The 16,081-nt window shown below is 66.3% G+C and carries 16 protein-coding genes and 1 pseudogene; 9 read left to right on the forward strand and 8 right to left on the reverse strand.

The window, feature by feature from the left end; genetic code table 11:
- The 3 genes and pseudogenes from JNJ68_RS07040 to JNJ68_RS07050 form a co-directional block, all read left to right on the forward strand.
- Positions 1–160: pseudogene (locus tag JNJ68_RS07040) on the forward strand (aspartate aminotransferase family protein); the annotation flags it as partial.
- Entirely contained in the window at positions 157–1,263 is a 1,107-nt protein-coding gene (locus tag JNJ68_RS07045) for a class II histone deacetylase (protein WP_294980683.1), read from the forward strand. The pseudogene JNJ68_RS07040 and the gene JNJ68_RS07045, both read left to right, overlap by 4 nt.
- Positions 1,264–1,374: 111 nt before the next feature.
- On the forward strand, positions 1,375–2,040 hold the full coding sequence (locus JNJ68_RS07050; RefSeq protein ID WP_294980685.1) for a GntR family transcriptional regulator: 666 nt from the start codon (positions 1,375–1,377) through the stop codon (positions 2,038–2,040).
- A 21-nt stretch (positions 2,041–2,061) separates the two neighbouring features.
- Here the strand turns inward: JNJ68_RS07050 and JNJ68_RS07055 are convergent, their stop codons facing one another.
- A complete protein-coding gene (locus JNJ68_RS07055) occupies positions 2,062–2,769 on the reverse strand; it encodes a type 1 glutamine amidotransferase (RefSeq protein WP_294980689.1) in 708 nt (235 codons plus the stop codon).
- Positions 2,770–2,839: 70 nt separating this feature from the next.
- On the opposite strand from JNJ68_RS07055, the gene JNJ68_RS07060 reads away from it, so the two are divergent.
- From JNJ68_RS07060 to JNJ68_RS19445, 5 genes are all read left to right on the forward strand, one after another.
- On the forward strand, positions 2,840–4,096 hold the full coding sequence (locus JNJ68_RS07060) for a cytochrome P450 (RefSeq protein WP_294980691.1): 1,257 nt from the start codon (positions 2,840–2,842) through the stop codon (positions 4,094–4,096).
- 27 nt (positions 4,097–4,123) lie between these two features.
- Positions 4,124–5,416 (forward strand): glutamine synthetase family protein, encoded by a 1,293-nt coding sequence (locus tag JNJ68_RS07065; protein ID WP_294980693.1) that lies wholly within the window; start codon positions 4,124–4,126, stop codon positions 5,414–5,416.
- Positions 5,417–5,425: 9 nt separating this feature from the next.
- A complete protein-coding gene (locus JNJ68_RS07070; RefSeq protein ID WP_294980695.1) occupies positions 5,426–5,740 on the forward strand; it encodes a 2Fe-2S iron-sulfur cluster-binding protein in 315 nt (104 codons plus the stop codon).
- Between the two features lie 472 nt (positions 5,741–6,212).
- Positions 6,213–6,968 carry an inositol monophosphatase family protein gene (locus tag JNJ68_RS07075; protein WP_294980698.1) on the forward strand — a complete coding sequence of 252 codons (756 nt, stop codon included), beginning with the start codon at positions 6,213–6,215 and terminating at the stop codon, positions 6,966–6,968.
- A 128-nt stretch (positions 6,969–7,096) separates the two neighbouring features.
- The gene (locus tag JNJ68_RS19445; RefSeq protein WP_363165547.1) at positions 7,097–9,073 is read left to right on the forward strand and encodes an aminotransferase class V-fold PLP-dependent enzyme; all 1,977 of its coding nucleotides are present in this window, start codon (positions 7,097–7,099) and stop codon (positions 9,071–9,073) included.
- Positions 9,074–9,127: 54 nt separating this feature from the next.
- On the opposite strand, the gene JNJ68_RS07090 is transcribed toward JNJ68_RS19445, so the two are convergent.
- The 7 genes from JNJ68_RS07090 to JNJ68_RS07120 are packed head-to-tail and all read right to left on the reverse strand — an operon-like array spanning position 9,128 to position 15,310.
- A complete protein-coding gene (locus JNJ68_RS07090) occupies positions 9,128–9,895 on the reverse strand; it encodes an HpcH/HpaI aldolase/citrate lyase family protein (RefSeq protein ID WP_294980699.1) in 768 nt (255 codons plus the stop codon).
- A gap of 4 nt (positions 9,896–9,899) precedes the next feature.
- Positions 9,900–10,700, reverse strand: coding sequence for a 2-oxo-hept-4-ene-1,7-dioate hydratase (hpaH, locus tag JNJ68_RS07095; protein ID WP_294980702.1), 801 nt, complete (start codon positions 10,698–10,700; stop codon positions 9,900–9,902).
- Entirely contained in the window at positions 10,697–11,563 is an 867-nt protein-coding gene (locus JNJ68_RS07100) for a fumarylacetoacetate hydrolase family protein (RefSeq protein ID WP_294980704.1), read from the reverse strand. The genes hpaH and JNJ68_RS07100 overlap by 4 nt, the downstream gene beginning before the upstream one ends.
- Positions 11,560–12,540 carry a 3,4-dihydroxyphenylacetate 2,3-dioxygenase gene (hpaD, locus tag JNJ68_RS07105; protein ID WP_294980707.1) on the reverse strand — a complete coding sequence of 327 codons (981 nt, stop codon included), beginning with the start codon at positions 12,538–12,540 and terminating at the stop codon, positions 11,560–11,562. Before hpaD (JNJ68_RS07105) ends, JNJ68_RS07100 begins: the two co-directional genes overlap by 4 nt.
- Before the next feature lie 8 nt (positions 12,541–12,548).
- On the reverse strand, positions 12,549–13,403 hold the full coding sequence (hpaD, locus tag JNJ68_RS07110; RefSeq protein WP_294980709.1) for a 3,4-dihydroxyphenylacetate 2,3-dioxygenase: 855 nt from the start codon (positions 13,401–13,403) through the stop codon (positions 12,549–12,551).
- Between the two features lie 12 nt (positions 13,404–13,415).
- On the reverse strand, positions 13,416–14,921 hold the full coding sequence (hpaE, locus tag JNJ68_RS07115; RefSeq protein ID WP_294980711.1) for a 5-carboxymethyl-2-hydroxymuconate semialdehyde dehydrogenase: 1,506 nt from the start codon (positions 14,919–14,921) through the stop codon (positions 13,416–13,418).
- Positions 14,918–15,310, reverse strand: a complete 393-nt coding sequence (locus JNJ68_RS07120) for a 5-carboxymethyl-2-hydroxymuconate isomerase (protein ID WP_294980713.1) — start codon at positions 15,308–15,310, stop codon at positions 14,918–14,920. The genes hpaE and JNJ68_RS07120 overlap by 4 nt, the downstream gene beginning before the upstream one ends.
- 96 nt (positions 15,311–15,406) lie before the next feature.
- Here JNJ68_RS07120 and JNJ68_RS07125 point away from each other — a divergent pair, with 96 nt between their 5' ends.
- Positions 15,407–15,886 (forward strand): MarR family transcriptional regulator, encoded by a 480-nt coding sequence (locus JNJ68_RS07125; RefSeq protein WP_294980715.1) that lies wholly within the window; start codon positions 15,407–15,409, stop codon positions 15,884–15,886.
- Positions 15,887–16,081 lie beyond the last annotated feature (195 nt).

A 16,081-nucleotide genomic window follows, 5' to 3' on the forward strand; every position in this document is an offset into this window, starting at 1 on the left:
GAAGGCGCAGCCCGGCCAGGTCCAGGCCAAGGCCTACGAGGCGGGCGCCATGGTCCGCGTCTCCGGCCCCAACATCATCCTCTCGCCACCCCTCGTCATCACCGAGGCCGACGCGACCACCATCCTCTCCGCGCTCGACGCAGGCTTCGCATCGCTATGACCACCGGCTTCTGCTTCGACGAACGCACGCTCTGGCACACGACGGGCGAGGCCGCGCTGTTTCTGAAGCCCGGCGGCTGGATCCAGCCCCTCGCCGTCGGGGGCCATGCCGAAAGCCCGGAGACGAAGCGCCGCTTCAAGAACCTGCTCGACGTGTCCAGCCTTTCCCGCCACCTTGCCGTGGAAACTGCGCCCGAGGCCAGCGACGAGGCCCTGCGCCGCATCCACCCCGCCAGCTACCTGAGCGAATTCAAGCGCCTCTCCGACGCCGATGGCGGCATGCTGGGCGAGGAAACCCCGTTCGGCAAGGGCTCCTTCGAGATCGCCACCCTCTCTACCGGCCTTGCCATTCATGCAATGGACAAGGTGCTGACCGGCCAGTGGCAGAACGCCTATTCCCTGTCCCGCCCGCCCGGCCACCACTGCCTGCCCGATTTCCCGATGGGCTTCTGCCTTCTCGCCAACATCCCCATCGCCATCGAGGAAATGCGCGCCCGCCACCACCTTGGCAAGGTCGCCGTCATCGACTGGGACGTCCACCACGGCAACGGCAGCCAGGCGATCTACTGGGATCGCGCCGACACCCTCACCATCTCGCTGCACCAGAATGCCTGCTACCCCGTCACCTCCGGCGCGACCACCGAACGCGGCGAGGGCGCAGGGCAGGGGGTGAACATCAACATCCCTCTCCTGCCCGGCGGCGGGCACGAATGCTATCTCGCGGCGATGGACAGGATCGTGCTGCCCGCCCTTCAGCGGTTCAAGCCGGACCTGATCGTCGTCGCCTCCGGCCTCGACGCCAATGCGCTTGACCCGCTGGCCCGGATGCTGGCGCATTCCGATACCTACCGCGCGATGACCGAAAGGATGATGCGGACCGCCGACAGACTCTGCAGCGGCCGTCTCGTCATGGTCCACGAAGGCGGATACTCCGAGGCCTATGTCCCCTTCTGCGGACAGGCAATCCTGGAAACCCTGTCAGGCAGGCGCACCCAGGTGATCGACCCCTTCCTCGATTTCCTGATCGCCCAGCAACCCCCGCCCGAGTTCTTGGCGCTCGAAGATCGCCGTCTGGCCGAAATGGCTTCTGCTTGCGGCCTTTGACCAGCCCCTCCTCGTGCGACTTCGTCTTCTCGTCGGATGATCCCGGCGAGAGGTGACGAAGTCATCGACGCGCCGCACCGCCCATGGCAAGGTCGCGCCAAAGGAGAGTCCATGTCCATCCCCTTCGCCGGTCCACAGATCCCAACCCTGGTCCAGCACATCCTGGACCGGATCGACCTTGGCCAACTGAACCCCGGCGATGTGCTGGACGAGGCGGACCTCAGCGAGTCCCACGGCATCTCCCGCACTCCGGTGCGCGAGGCGATCCTGTATCTCGAGGCGCTGGGCCTTGTCCGCCGCCTGCCGCGCAAGGGGGCCGCGATCTTCCGGCCCACTCTGGAAGAATTCCTCGCGATCCTCGAAGTCCATGCCAAGCTGGAAGGGCAGGCCGCGGGCCTTGCCGCCCGCCGCCTGTCCCGGCAGGGGGCAGAGGACCTCGAAGCCGCCGTCCGCGCCTGCGAGGCGAAAGCCGCGCAAAGCCCGACCGACGACCCCGACGGCTACTACCAGCTGAACCTGCGCTTCCACGCCTGCGTCGCCATCGCCTCCGGCAACGGCGTGCTGCTGGAAAGCCTCAAGACCAATGCGCGCCGCCTGCTGGCCTACTATCGCGCGCGGTATCGCTTCCAGGGCGCGATCCCGAAATCGGCGCAGGAACACCGCGCCATTGCCCGGCTGATCACCGACCGGGACTCTGCGGGGGCCGAGGTGCTGATGCAGTCCCATGTCCAGTTCGACCAGGTGACCGCCATGGATCTGCTGGCCGCCCTGTCCTAGGTCTTTAATTCTCGCGAAAGTTTAGTCCCGGTTCGCCTCGAAGAACCGCGCGATCCACTTGGCGAAGCGCGGCCCTTCCGCTTGCAGCGCCAGCGAGGCCCGCGCCGCCGTCCCCACCTCGGGCGGGAACTTCGGTGCGAACTCCTCGACCAGCGCTGCCAGGAAACCGGGCGTCATCTCCGGATGGAACTGCGTTGCAAAGACCTTGTCGCCGATCCGGTAGGCCGCCGCCGGGCACCCGTCCGAGCGCCCCACGATCTCTGCACCCGGCGGCAGCCCCGTCACCTGCTCCCCATGCGCCGCCGCTAGCCGGAACCGCGAAACCGGCTCCATCCACGGGGCAGCAGCGATCACCTCCGTCTCCGCCGTCCCCAGCACGAACCCGTCAGGATTCGGCCCGACGGTCCCCCCCAGCGCCTTGGCAATCGCCTGATGCCCGAAGCAGGCCCCGACCAGCGGCACGCCTGCGGCAAAGCCCGCGCGGACCAGCCCGAACAACCGCTCGATCCAGGCATCCTCGTCATGCACCGAGGACGGGCTGCCCCCGATCAACGCCCCGTCAAACCCTTGAAGCGTCACGGGAAATTCGCCTTTCGGCAGGTCGAAGGCCGTGATCTTCCACTCCGGCCGCACCCCATGCATCAGCGCCCGGAACTTCTCTACATCCCGCGGATGCCGACTGGCGAAATCGCTGTCATCGGTGTTCGTCGCCAGCACCGCGATATGCATGAGATTTCCCTTTACATATTTAACACGTTCATCATTATACAAAGCCAGCCGCAGGGCAAGGGAGGAATCGATGACTGTCTGGACACCCACCGACGACGGGTTCGCCGATCTCACCAGCCACGACACCTTCAGCCATGGCGCTCCGCAGAACACCTTCGCGCGCCTGCGCCGTGAAGACCCGATGCACTGGACCGACTATGCCCAGGGCCAGGGCTTCTGGTCCGTCACCCGGCACGAGGACATCCATTCCCTGAACGGCAAGCCCGACCTCCTGTCCTCCGCCCGCGGCATCCGGATGGAGGACCAGAGCTACGAGGAATACCTCGCCCGCCGCACCTTCCAGGAAACCGACCCGCCCGAACACATGATGACCCGGGTGAAGGTGGCGAAAGCCTTCTCCAAACCCGTCATCGCCACCTTCGAGCAGGCGATCCGCGACCTCTGCACCACCATCCTCGACACAGCGCTGGCCAGGGTAACCTTCGACGCGACCAAGGAAATCGCCCGCGAACTGCCGATGCGGATGCTCGGCCGCATCGTCGGCCTGCCGGACGAGGACCTGCCCTGGCTGGTCGAGAAGGGCGATGCCCTCATCGCCAACACCGACCCCGACTTCACCCCCCATGTCCTCGACAAGCTGACCACCGACGAATTCCGCATGATGCCCTTCAACTCGCCGGCAGGCGCGGAACTCTTCGTCTACGCCAAGGACCTGATGAAGCGGAAGGAAGCTGCGGGCGACACCTCGGGCGTCCTGCACATGATCCTGCAACCCGGCCATGACGGCTCGGTCATGCCCGAGATCGAGTTCCGCAACTTCTTCTGCCTCGTCGTCGCTGCAGGCAACGACACCACCCGCTATTCCATCGCCGCGGGCCTCCAGGCGCTTGCCCATCAGCCCGAGCTTCTTCCGCTGATCCAGTCCGGTGCCGTCAACGATACCATGGCCGACGAGATCATCCGCTGGGCCAGCCCGACCAGCTACTTCCGCCGCACCGCCACCCGCGACTTCGACATGCACGGAAAACAGGTCAAGGCCGGCGACAAGGTGCTTTACTGGTATGCCTCGGCCAACCGTGACGAAACCGTCTTCGACCAGCCCTTCCGCGTCGACCTTGCCCGCACTCCGAACAAGCACCTCGCCTTCGGGCAGGGCGGCCCGCATCTCTGCCTCGGCATGTGGCTGGCGCGGCTCGAAGTCCGCGTGCTGTTCGAGGAACTTGCCAAGCGGATCAAGTCGATCGAACCGGCGGGCGAGCAGAAATTCCTGCGCTCGAACTTCGTCGCCGGGTTGAAAAGCCTGCCGGTCCGCGTGACGCTGCAATAACCGATCAGATCAACCGGGGGGAAACACATGGCCGAACGCCTGCGAGCGATGTTCTGCGACCATCTCAGCCTGATGCGCGGCAAATACCTGCCGGCCGCCAAGCTGAAATCCGACGGCACGCGGATGGCGCGGCCCACATTCAGCGTCCACTGGGACAAGGACCTGATCCTCGACGCCCCGCATACCAAATGCCGCGAAGGCATCCCGGACATGGAACTGCGCTGGGTGGCAGAGGAAATCCGCGACGGGTGGGAACCGGACACGAAGGTCGTCACCGGCGACCTCTATGACAGCGACGGCGCCCGCATCCCGCTCTGCCCCCGGTCAGCCCTGAAACGCGCGGTTGCCGACTGGCAGGCGAAGGGTCTGACCCCGAAAGTCGGTGTCGAACTGGAAGCCTACGCTTTCGAGATCGCCGAGGACGGCGCGCTCGCCCCCATGCACGCCCCCGGCGGCATCGTCTACGGCACCGGCCCCTTCGCCGACCCCGCAGGCTTCACCGACGCGATCTGGCAACGGGCCGAGGAGGCGGGCTTCCACCTCGAACTCATCACCGCAGAATACGACACCCCGCAATACGAATTCACCCTCGCCTATGACGAGGCGGTCAAGGCCATCGACGAGATGGTGCTTTTCCGCCAGATGGCCCGCGAAGTGGCGTTGGAACACGGCATCCTGCTGACCTTCCTGCCGAAACCGGTCCTGGAAAAGGGTGGCTCGGGCCTGCATTTCAACCTTTCCTTCGCCGACAAGGCGGGCAAGAACGCGCTGATGACAGGCCCGAAAGGCGGCCCCGACCACATGAACGACCTCGCGAAGGGCGTCGTTGCGGGCTGGCTCCATCACCACAAGGGCCTTGCGGGCCTCCTCGCCCCTACGGTCGGCAGCTACCTGCGGCTGCAACCGGCCTCGATGTCCGGCTACTGGTGCAACTGGGGCGGAGACCATCGCGGCGTCACCGTCCGCGTGTCCGAGGAAGGCGGCCCGAAGACCCGCCTCGAACACCGGATGGCCGACGCCAGTTGCAACCCCTACACCGCACTGGCCGCCCTGCTGCAAACCGGGCTGCTGGGTCTGGAAAAGCACTACGACCTGCCCAAGCCCGAGGCCGGGGACGGCTTCGACCGTACCGATGCGGGCTATGGCGTCGCCGCTTCGCTTGCGGAAGCCATGGATGACCTTGAGGCCGACACCGCGCTGGCCGCCGCGCTCGGCCCGGAACTGGTGGAACATCACCTGTTCATGAAACGGATCGAGGTCACGAAGACCGAGGGCCTCGAAGGCGCGGCACTGCGTGACTATTACATCTGGTATGTCTGAGGGTTTGCGATGAAAGCCACCTGGAAACTGGCCGATGGCCGCGAAATCACCCTGGACGTCGCCGAGGGCACCAACCTGATGGAGGCCGCCACGCAGCGTGGGGTTCCCGGCATCATCGGCGAATGCGGCGGCTCGATGTCCTGCGCCACCTGCCATGTCGTCGTCGACCCCGGCTGGGCCGAAAGGGCAGGGGAACCCAGCCCCTTCGAGGAAGACATGCTCGATATCACCGAGGCTGGCCGCCAGCCTACCTCGCGCCTCTCCTGCCAGCTGAAGATGGGTCCGGCGCTGGACGGGATCGTGGTCAACGTCCCGCAGGGCTGACCGGGTCGCCCGCGACTGCGACTTCATCCTCCTCGGGGTGGCCTCCCCGACGAGGAAACGAAATCGAACGAAGAGGCTGCCAGCGTCGTGCCCCGCGGGCCAGGGCACAATCCCTTCGCACCCCGCGCCATCTCCAACTCGACCCCGGCCCCTAGCCGTTCCTCTTTTCCCGGCAAGTCCAACTCCCGGACGTCTGCCCGCCCCTATCACCCCGCATCGCCGCAAACCCGCTCCAACCCTGAACGAGGCTGCTTTCCCTCACCCTTTCATCTTTGCCTCAAATATCCCCGCCGGAGGCGCGCCCCGTTCCCCAAGCACAATACAGGGTCTGCCGGGCCCATCCTTTCATACTGGCGCAAATATCCCCGCCGGAGGCCGCAACGCCCGCCACAGGATCGCCGCCAAAAGTCTGGGCAGGCCTCCGCGCCACCCCTATGCTCGGCCCCATCCCGCACCGAGGCTCCCGACATCCATGCTCGACCGCCTGACCGAAATCCTCATCGAAGCCGGCACCCAGGCCACGGGCTTCTTCAACACCCTCCAGCAGCGCGCGGTCGAGGCGAAGGCCCCCGGCGACCTTGTTTCCGACGCCGACCGCGCGGTCGAGGTCACGCTCCGCCGTCTTCTGACCCACGATTTCCCCGGCGACGGCATCCTCGGCGAAGAACTCGGGGGCACGCCCAAGGGCCGTTTCTGGGCCGTCGACCCCATCGACGGCACGTCGAACTTCCTCTCCGGCCTGCCGTTCTGGACCATTTCGCTCGGCCTCATGGACCACGGAGAACCCGTCGCCGGTGGTATCTTCGCCCCCGCGCTGGGCCTGATGGCGGCGGGCGACACCAGCGGCGCCTTGCGCGAAACCGGGCTCGCCCCCGGTTCCCGCGCGACCGATCCGCCCTGTATCGGCCTCGGTCGCAACCCACGCTGGCCCGCCGCCGACCGCCACGCCACCGAGGCCGCCTGCGAAGCCGCAGGCTATGCCCCCCGCCTCCTCGGCTCCTGCGCGCTCTCGCTGATGTTGGTCGCGACCGGCCGCCTGAAGGGCTACATCGAGCCCCGTGTTGGCGGCCTCTGGGACTGCGCTGCAGGTCTTGCGCTTTGTCGCGCTGCGGGCCTGCCGACGGATTTCAAGGTCCACCCCGACGGTACGGTGGACGTGCGGGCGGGCGAGATCTTCGCCATCACTGAGGCCGCCGGATGGCCTGGCGAACATCTTAAGAAATCCTGAACGCCCACGATCAAACCATTGCTTTCAAACGATCATCCGGTTTTGTCCACGGTGGACACCAAACCCGCTTGCACCCCTCCCGCCCCGCTGGCACTCTCCAGCCCCAAGGCCGGGGAGGGGCCGTCCAGATGACCCGCAACACCACCGAGGGGGGATACTTCCTCTACCATTCCATCGGCATCTATCCCGGCAAGGAGGAAGACCTCACCCGCGCGATGGCCGAGTTCTCCGAAGTCTGGGCCGCCCCGAACGACAAACAGTGGGGGTATGTCCTCCGGAAGCGGCAGGATTTCATCGACCGCTGGCGGCGCCTGATCAACGTCCCGAAAGGCAGCCTGACGACGGTCGACAACGTGACAGAGGGGATGCAGAAGCTGATGCGGTCCCTGCCGGAAGGGTCCCTGCGTGGCAAGCGGGTCCTCGCCTCCGCCGACTGCTTCCCGTCCGTCCATTTCCTCCTCGCAGGCCTCGCCCCGAAGATGGGCTTCACCCTGACCACCGTCCCGCTCTCCGAAGGCCGCGCCTGGGTGGAAACGGACGACTTCCTCGCCCACTGGGGCCCCGATGTAGGGTTGGCCCTCCTGACCTGGGTCACGTCGATCGGCTCGTCGAAGATGGACTACCCCGCCCTCGTCGCCCACGGGCGGGCGATGGGCAGCCTGATGGTCGCCGACATCACCCAGGGCGCGGGCCTGATGCCCTTTGACGCGATGAACCCGAAGGTGGATTTCGTCGTCTCGACCAGCCTGAAATGGCTCTGCGGGACGCCCGGCGCAGGCATCCTCTACGCCGACAAGGACCTGATCCCCACTCTCCAGCCAGAAGCGCGGGGCTGGTTCAGCCAGAACAACCCCTTCTCCTGGGACCTCGACAAGTTCGAATACGCCCCCGACATCCGCCGCTTCGACAGCGGCACGCCGGGGTCCGTCGCGGCCATCGCTTCCCTCCCGGCGATGGAGTGGTTCGCGAAGCAGGACCTGCGCGACGTCGCCGCCCACAACCGCCGCCTGGTCGACCGGATCATCGCCCGCGCCGACCGGCTGGACCTGCCGCTCCACTCCCCCCGCGACGCCGACAAGCGGGGTGGCGCCGTCATGCTGCACATGCCCGACAAGGCCGAGGCCGCCGCCTGCGTCGGCGCCCTGGGGGTCGAGGGCTATTCGGTCGACTTCCGCGGCCCGATCCTGCGCCTCTCGCCCGGTTTCGTGACCGAGGAGCGGGCGGTCGACGCGACCTTCGATCTGATCGAGGACATCATGACCCGTCGCCGCCGCCGCTTTGCGGGGCAGGGGGAGGCTTCGACCAGGGGCGCGAGCGAGGTGCTGGTCGCGCTCGCCACGGGCCTCGAGGGAGGCGGAGTGAAGGTCGTGGACCTGACCGCCCAACTGGGACCCGGAACCCCGATCCTGCGGCTACCCGAGGACCTGGCGCGGAACACGCCGAAGGTCGCGATCCACCGGATCAGCGAGTACGACAAGGACGGGCCGTTCTGGGCCTGGAACTGGCTGGAGCTCGGCGAACACTCCGGCACCCATTTCGACGCGCCGCACCACTGGCTTTCGGGCAAGGACCACCCGGACGGCTTCACCGACACCCTGTCGGTCCAGCGCCTGATCGCGCCGGTGAATGTCATCGACTGTTCGGCCGAGGCCGCCGCAGACCCGGATTTCCTGCTGACCGCCGCCCATGTGAAGCAATGGGAGGCGAGGCACGGCGAAATCGGTCCCGGCGAATGGGTGGTCATGCGCACCGACTGGGACAAGCGCAGCGATGACGAAGAGCTGTTCCTGAACGAGGACCCGGACCCCTACGAGGACGGCTCGCATTCGCCGGGGCCCTCGACCGATTGCATCGACTATCTTCTCGGCAAGGGGATCGTCGGCTGGGGCACGCAATGCGTGGGCACCGATGCGGGGATGGCCGGAAAGTTCAGCCCGCCCTTCCCGGCGCACAATTTCCTGCACCGGGACAACTGCTTCGGGCTGGCGAGCCTGTGCAACCTCGACCAGCTGCCGCCGAAAGGTGCGGTGCTGATCGCCACGCCGTTGAAGATCAAGGACGGGACGGGTTCGCCGATCCGGGCCCTGGCGCTGGTTCCGGGCTGAGCGCCTCGTCGTGCGCCTTCGGCTTCTCCTCGGAACCGCCCGCGACGAGGGGCCTCAGCGGATGAACTGCTTCGCCCGCGCGCGAAGCGCGCCGACATAGGCCAGAACGTCGATCCCGACGCCGACGAACCGCGCCCCGGCCTTGACGCAATCAGCGATGAAGGCGTCCTCGGTGGACAGCACCCCGGCGGCCTTGCCTGAGGCGGCGATGCGCGAAATCGCGTCCAGAACGGCCGCGCGAACCTGCGGGTGGCCGGCATTCCCAAGATGGCCCATGTCGGCCGCAAGATCGGCAGGGCCGATGAAGACGCAGTCGATCCCGTCAATGGCCAGGATGTCGTCCAGTGCGGCCAGACCGGTGCGGCTTTCGACCTGCAGGATCAGGCAGATCTGGTCGTTGGCGGTCTTCAGGTAGTCTGGAATAGCCGAGAACCGCGAGGCACGGGCGAGAGAGGAGCCGATTCCCCGGATACCATCGGGGGGATATCGGGTCGCCCGCAAGGCGCGCTGTGCCTGCTCGGCGGTCTCGATCATCGGGATCATCAGGCTTTGCGCGCCCGCGTCCAGCACCTGCTTGATCCGCGCGGGGTCGTCGTCACGCAGCCGCACGACGGGCAGACTGGGCGATGGCTCTATCACCGCCAACTGCGCCATGGTGGAGCGCAGGTCATTCGGCGCATGCTCGCCGTCGATCAGCAGCCAGTCGAAGCCGCAGGTCGCGGCCATTTCGGCGGCATAGGGATCGGCCATGCCCACCCAGCAGCCATGGAGGGTTTCCCCGGCGGCAAGGCGGCTTTTCAGATGATTGACGGGTGCGGGCATGGCGTTACTCGAAGCTGATGGAGGCCGAACCGAAGGGGCCGAAATCGGCATTGAACCGGCTGCCGGAAGGCGCCTCGATGGCGCGGACGAAACTGCCGGACAGAACGATCTCCCCCGCCTTCAGGCCCTGACCGTAGACCGCAAGCCGTTGCACGAGCCAGAGAATTCCCGTGACGGGATCGTCGAGAACACCGGCGCCGAGGCCGGTTTCCTCGACGACGCCTCCACGCTTCACGATGGCCCCGACCCAGCGAAGATCGAAGGAATGCACCGTGTGACGCTGGGCGCCGAGGACGATGCCCGCGTTCGCGGCATTGTCGCTGACGGTGTCGGTGATGATCCGGGCGCGGCCCGTCGCGGGATCGCTGCGCAGGATGCGGGTGTCGAGAATCTCCAGCGCCGGGGCGACATGGGCGGTGGCGGCCAGAACATCTGCGCGGGTGACATGGGCACCGGACAGATCGCGGGCCATCAGGAAAGCGATCTCGGCTTCGACCCTCGGCTGGATGAAACGGTTTTTCGGAACCGTTGCGCCGTCGGCGAAAAGCATGTCGTCGAAGAGGACGCCCGAATCCGGCGTGTCGATCTTCAACTGCTCCTGCATCGCGCGCGAGGTGAGGCCGATCTTCCAGCCGATTTGCTTGCGACCGGTGGCGCGCTTCAGGGTGACAAGCTCGGCCTGCACGGCATAGGCGTCGTCCAGCGTCATGCCGGGGTGGTCGAGCGACAGGAGGCCGATCTGCTTGCGGCTTGCCTCGGCGTCGAGGAGCGCAAGGGCGGCAGCGTGATGTTCCCGGGGCGTCATGCGCCGGTTCTTTCATCCGCGACGCCGTTGCGCAAGATGCCGATGCCCGCGGCCTCGACCTCGATCACGTCGCCGGGTTTCAGCCAGAGCGGCGGGTCGAAGCGCGCGCCCGCGCCGGTGGGCGTACCGGTGACGATGATATCGCCTGGGACGAGCGTGGTGAAGGTCGAGATATAGGCGATCTGCCGGGCTACAGGGAAAAGCATCCGGTCGGTGCGGTCCTGCTGGCGGACCTCGCCATTGACGCGAGTGGTGATCTGGACGTCGGTTATCTGCGCGGGGTCGGTGAAGGGCACCAGCCCCGGCCCCATCGCACCCGAGGCGTCCCAGTTCTTGCCCTGCGTGACGTTGAACTTGGCGTGCCGCACCCAGTCCCGGATCGTGCCTTCGTTGCAGAGGGTGAGGGCGGCGATGTGGCTGAGGGCCTCGGCTTCCGGGATGCGGCGGCCGCCGGTGCCGATGACGATGGCGATTTCGCCTTCGTAATCCAGTTGCGGGCTTTCCGGTGGGCGGATCAGCGGTCGGCCGTGACCGGTGAAACTGCGCGGGAAGCGGATGAAGAGCGACATGTTGGGCGGGGCGTCCTGCCCGTCCTTGTACTCGGCATTGCGGTCCGGAAAGTTGACGCCGACACAGATGATCTTTTCCGGGTCGGGGATCGGTGGGTCGAAGCTGAAGCTGCCGTCGGGGTGGCTTGCGGGGCGGTTCCGTGCCGCGGCAAGGACCTGCGGGATCGCCCCGGCCTCGATCACGCTGCGCAGCGTACGCCATTGCGGGAAGGCGTCGGAGAGGGCGAGGACGCCTCCCGGCGCCGTGGTGCCCCAGTGCGACCGGCCCCCAGCGGTGAAGGAAACCAGCATCATGGTGCGATGATCGGGCTGGCGGCGAGGGTGCTTTGCACCGGGGCGGTCCCCGCGAAGAGACTGCCTTCCTCGAACCAGGACCGCGGGGCAGGGGCGCCCCAGAGCGTCTGGCGCTGGGGGTCCTTCAGGTCCCAGCGGATCGGCTCATGGTCGGGATCGACGGTCTGGTAGTCGGAACAGTAGATCTCGATCCGGTGGCCGTCAGGATCGCGGATATAGAGGAAGAAGGCGTTGGAGATGCCGTGGCGACCGGGGCCACGCTCGATGTTCGCCAGCCAGCCGGTCGTGGACATGAGGTCGAGAAGGTCGATGATGTTCAGGGGGGTCGGCACCCAGAAGGCGGTGTGGTGCAGGCGCGGCCCGGTACCGTTGGTGAAGGCGATGTCATGGACACCGCCCTTGCGGTGGGTCCAGGCGGCCCAGAGGCGGCCCGTCGCCTCATCCTCGGTATATTCGGTGACGCGGAAGCCGATCTCGTTCCAGAAGGCGACCGAGGCGTCGACATCGGGAGAGAAGCAGTTGAAATGGTCGATCCGCAGGGGCTTCACACCTTTATAAAGGGCATATTGCTGGTGGATCGGCGCCAGGCGGTCCATCCGGGCATAAAGCTCCAGCGGAATGCCCAGCGGGTCGCGGGTGCGGAAGGTGCGGCCCTGATAGGGGCGTTCCACCCAGTCCACCGGCAGGCCCTTCGCGGCGAAGAACGCGGCGGCGCGGTCGAGATGATCCTCGTCCCACACCTTGAAGCCAAGATCGCGCGCCTCGGCCTTCGCGGCTTTTCGCAGGACGATGCAGTGATGTCCGCGTTCCTCCATCGCCCGGAGGTAGATGGTTTCGGCGTCCTCGTCAGTCACCTGGAGGCCAAGCGTGTCGACATAGAAGGCGCGGGACCGGGCAAGATCGGTCACGCCGAATTCCACATGGGACAGCCGGACGGTGTTGAAGGGCGGGTAGAGATTCGGGGTGGGGACGGGCATGACGGTCCTCAGCTGACGGGGAAGATGACGTTGGTCTGGCCGGTGCCGGACGAGGGGAAATAGGGCGTCACGACCTCGCATTTTTCGGTGTAGCTGTCCCAGCCGAGCGCGCCGTAAAGCATGGCGGTGTCGTGCATCGAGCCTTCGCCGCAGCAGAACTGCGCGTAGTCCGGCAGCATCTTCAGGAAGGTGGCATGATCGCCCCGCTGCCACATGTCCAGCACATGCAGGTCGACCTGCCGGATGAACTCGCTGGAGATGGTGAAGGTGCCGTTGTTCGCCGCATAGTCCTTGTTCGGCCAGATCTTGTGCGACAGCGACCCGGAGGCGACGAGCAGAACCCTCGCATCGCTCGCCTCGACCGCCGTGCGGATCGCCTCGCCGATCACGCGGCTTTCGTCATGGCTGTGAACGGTGCACCAGGCGGCGATGGAGACCACCTTCATCCGGTGTTCCCGACCCATGAAATGCATTGGCACCAGCGTGCCATATTCGCATTCCAGCGTGTCGAGGTGGTGGGCAAGGGTGTAGACCCCCGCTTCGGTCGCGGCCCTGGCGATGGCGTCGCCGAGCGCGGGGTTGCCCGCATGGTCGAAGGGCATGTTCTGGATGAACTGCGGGAACTCGTTCGAGGTGAAGAGCCCCTGAAAGCGGTGGTTGGCGTTGATGTGGAAGCCCGCGTTGATCACCCAATGGGTGTCGCAGATCACCACGGTGTCGGCCCCGAGCGCCTTGGCGCGGCGGGCGATTTCCAGATGCCCGTCGATGGCCGCCTGCCGCTTGCCCTTCACCGGGCCGTCCTGTTCGGACATCAGCATCGTCGGCACATGCGTGCATTTTGCCGCGAGTACGATCTCTCCCATGACCTTCCCCCTTCAGGCGCCAAGCCGCTGGATCTTGTGGTTGCCAAGCGCGAAGGCGGTGTTCTTCTGCTCCATATAGAATTCGAACGACCAGTCCCCGCCGTCACGCCCGATGCCGCTGGCCTTGACCCCGCCGAAGGGGGTTGGCAGGTGACGGACATTCTCGCTGTTGACCCAGATCATCCCGGCTTCGAGCGCATCCGAGAAGCGCAGGGCGCGGGTCAGGTCCTGGGTCCACAGATATCCGGTCAACCCGTAGGCGGTGGAGTTGGCAATCGCCAGCGCCTCGGCCTCGTCGCTGAAGCTCAGCGAGGTGAGGAAGGGGCCGAAGACCTCTTCCTGCGCGATCCGCATCTGCGGGGTGGCGCAGGTGAAAAGCGTTGGGCGGACGAACCAGCCTTTGTCGCCGACGCGGGTGCCACCCGCAGCCAGAGTCGCGCCGTCGGCCTTGCCGATGTCGACATAGGAGGTGACCTTGTCGAAATGGGTCTTGTGGATCAAAGGTCCCATTTCGGTTGCCGGGTCCAGCGGATGCCCGACGCTGATCCGGTTCACCCGCTCTACCAGCCGGGCGTGGAAGTCCTTGGCGATCGTCTCCTGAACCAGCAGGCGCGACGAGGAGGTGCAGCGTTCCCCGTTCAGCGAGTAGATCATGAAGATCACCGCATCCAGAGCCCGATCAAGGTCGGCATCTTCGAAGACCACGACCGGGTTCTTGCCGCCCAGCTCGAAATGCACCCGCTTCAGTGTGTCGGCGCCCTGCTTCATGATCATGCTGCCGGTCCGGCTTTCACCGACGAAGGCGATGGCCTTGATGTCGGGATGTTCGGTCAATGCGCGGCCAGCGTCCTCGCCGAAACCGTTGACCAGATTCAAGACACCGGGCGGCAGACCGGCCTCATGGCAGATTTCGGCCAGAAGCCGCGCGGTGAGAGGACTGAACTCGGCGGGCTTGTGGACGACCGTGCAGCCCGCAGCCAGCGCTGGGGCGATCTTCCAGGTCGACAGCATGAAGGGCGTGTTCCAGGGAGTGATCACACCCACCGGCCCGATCGGTTTGCGCGCGGTCACGTTCAGGTGGTCCTTGGTGGGCAGCGATTTGCCGTCCCGCGCGCCGGGCGCGAGGTCGGCGAAATAGCGGAAGTTCTCGGCCCCGCGCAGCGCCGCCTTGGACATGAAGCGCCAGGCCTGCCCGGTGTCCCAGCATTCGCAGAGCGCGATTTCCTCGGCCCGCGCTTCGATCCCGTCGGCAATGCGGTGCAGGATCGCCTTGCGCTTGGCGCCGTCCAGTGCCGCCCAGGCCGGGAAGGCCGCTTTTGCAGCCTTTGCCGCCCGGTCGATGTCCGCCGCCGTGCCGCGCGCGACCTTGGCGATCAGGCTTTCGTCGACCGGCGAGCGGGTCTCGAACACTCCGCCCGCGCCCGCGGAATCCTCGCCATCGATAAGGTTCAGGATGCCGCCCGACCGATACCGCGTCAGATGGCGGTCAAGCTGTTCCAGGTGGCTCTGCAGGGTCATTCGGTGCCTCCGGGCAGATAGTTGCGGATCGAGCTGGCCTTGGGGCTCAGCGCGGGGTCGATGTCGCGCATTTCCATCGATAGCATGAAGGAGGAGGTGGCCATCACCCCGGCACAATAGGCCTCGGCGGCGGCGAAGATCGCTTCCGTCGCCTGCACCTTGGCCTCGGCACTGCGCCCGCCGCGCAGGCGGATGGATATGTCGAGGTAGGCATGGTCGGGGTGGCCGTCGGCGATCACCACATGATCGGCCCGCAGCGCCCGGACGCGGATGCCGGCCAAGGGCAGGACCCCGGTCGCCACCGCCGCATCCCGCAGCACCCGGCACAGGCCCGCGACGTCAAGTCGGCTTTCAAGATTTGCGGAATAGTCGATCTGTATATGCGGCATCTCGGCCTCCTGTCGCCAGTCAGCGCCAAGATACTTGCTTTGTCAAGTAATTTTGCAGCGGTTGAGCCCGCCGGAAAAACAGGCGATAAGCCGGACATGACCGACGCGCCCGCCTTCCGCCAGACCCGCCGCTCGCTGCCCATTGCGCTTCTCCGCGCGCGGGAAACTGTCATGGGCCCAGTCCGCGACATGCTGGTCAGTTCAGGGGTCAACGAACAGAAGTGGCGTGTGCTGCGGGTGTTGCAGGAAAAGGGTCCGCAAGAGCTGAGCCAGGTTGCCGCCGAGGCGGTGCTCCTCCTCTCGAGCCTGACCCGTATGGTCGGCCCCATGGTGGAGGAGGGGCTGATCACCCGCGCCACGCCGCCCGAGGACCGGCGCAAGACCGTTGTCGCGATCACTCCCGCCGGTCTGGCATTGGTCAACGCACATGCCGCGCAGTCGGCGGCGATTCTGGGCCGGATCGAGGCCGAGTTCGGCCATGACCGGCTGGAGCAACTGCTGGACCTGCTCGAAGACCTTCAGAAGCTCGACCTGCGCAGCGGCGCCACCGAGTCGGTCCGGAAGACAAGGCGGTGAGCGGACCGCTCGCCGATCAGGGCCAGTCGTCCTACGGCCGGAGGTTTTTCACGCCGACATCGCCGGTTTTGGTCGGCGGATGGCGGAAACGGTGTTGGGTTGGCTGGAAGAGGGTCGTCGCCCGCCTGCGGAAACCGTTACAGCTGTGACATTGATTCCCCGCGCGTCGAGCCAGTCGTGATGATGAGAGACCCC

Source organism: Tabrizicola sp., from assembly GCF_016793705.1.
Classification (GTDB): domain Bacteria; phylum Pseudomonadota; class Alphaproteobacteria; order Rhodobacterales; family Rhodobacteraceae; genus Tabrizicola.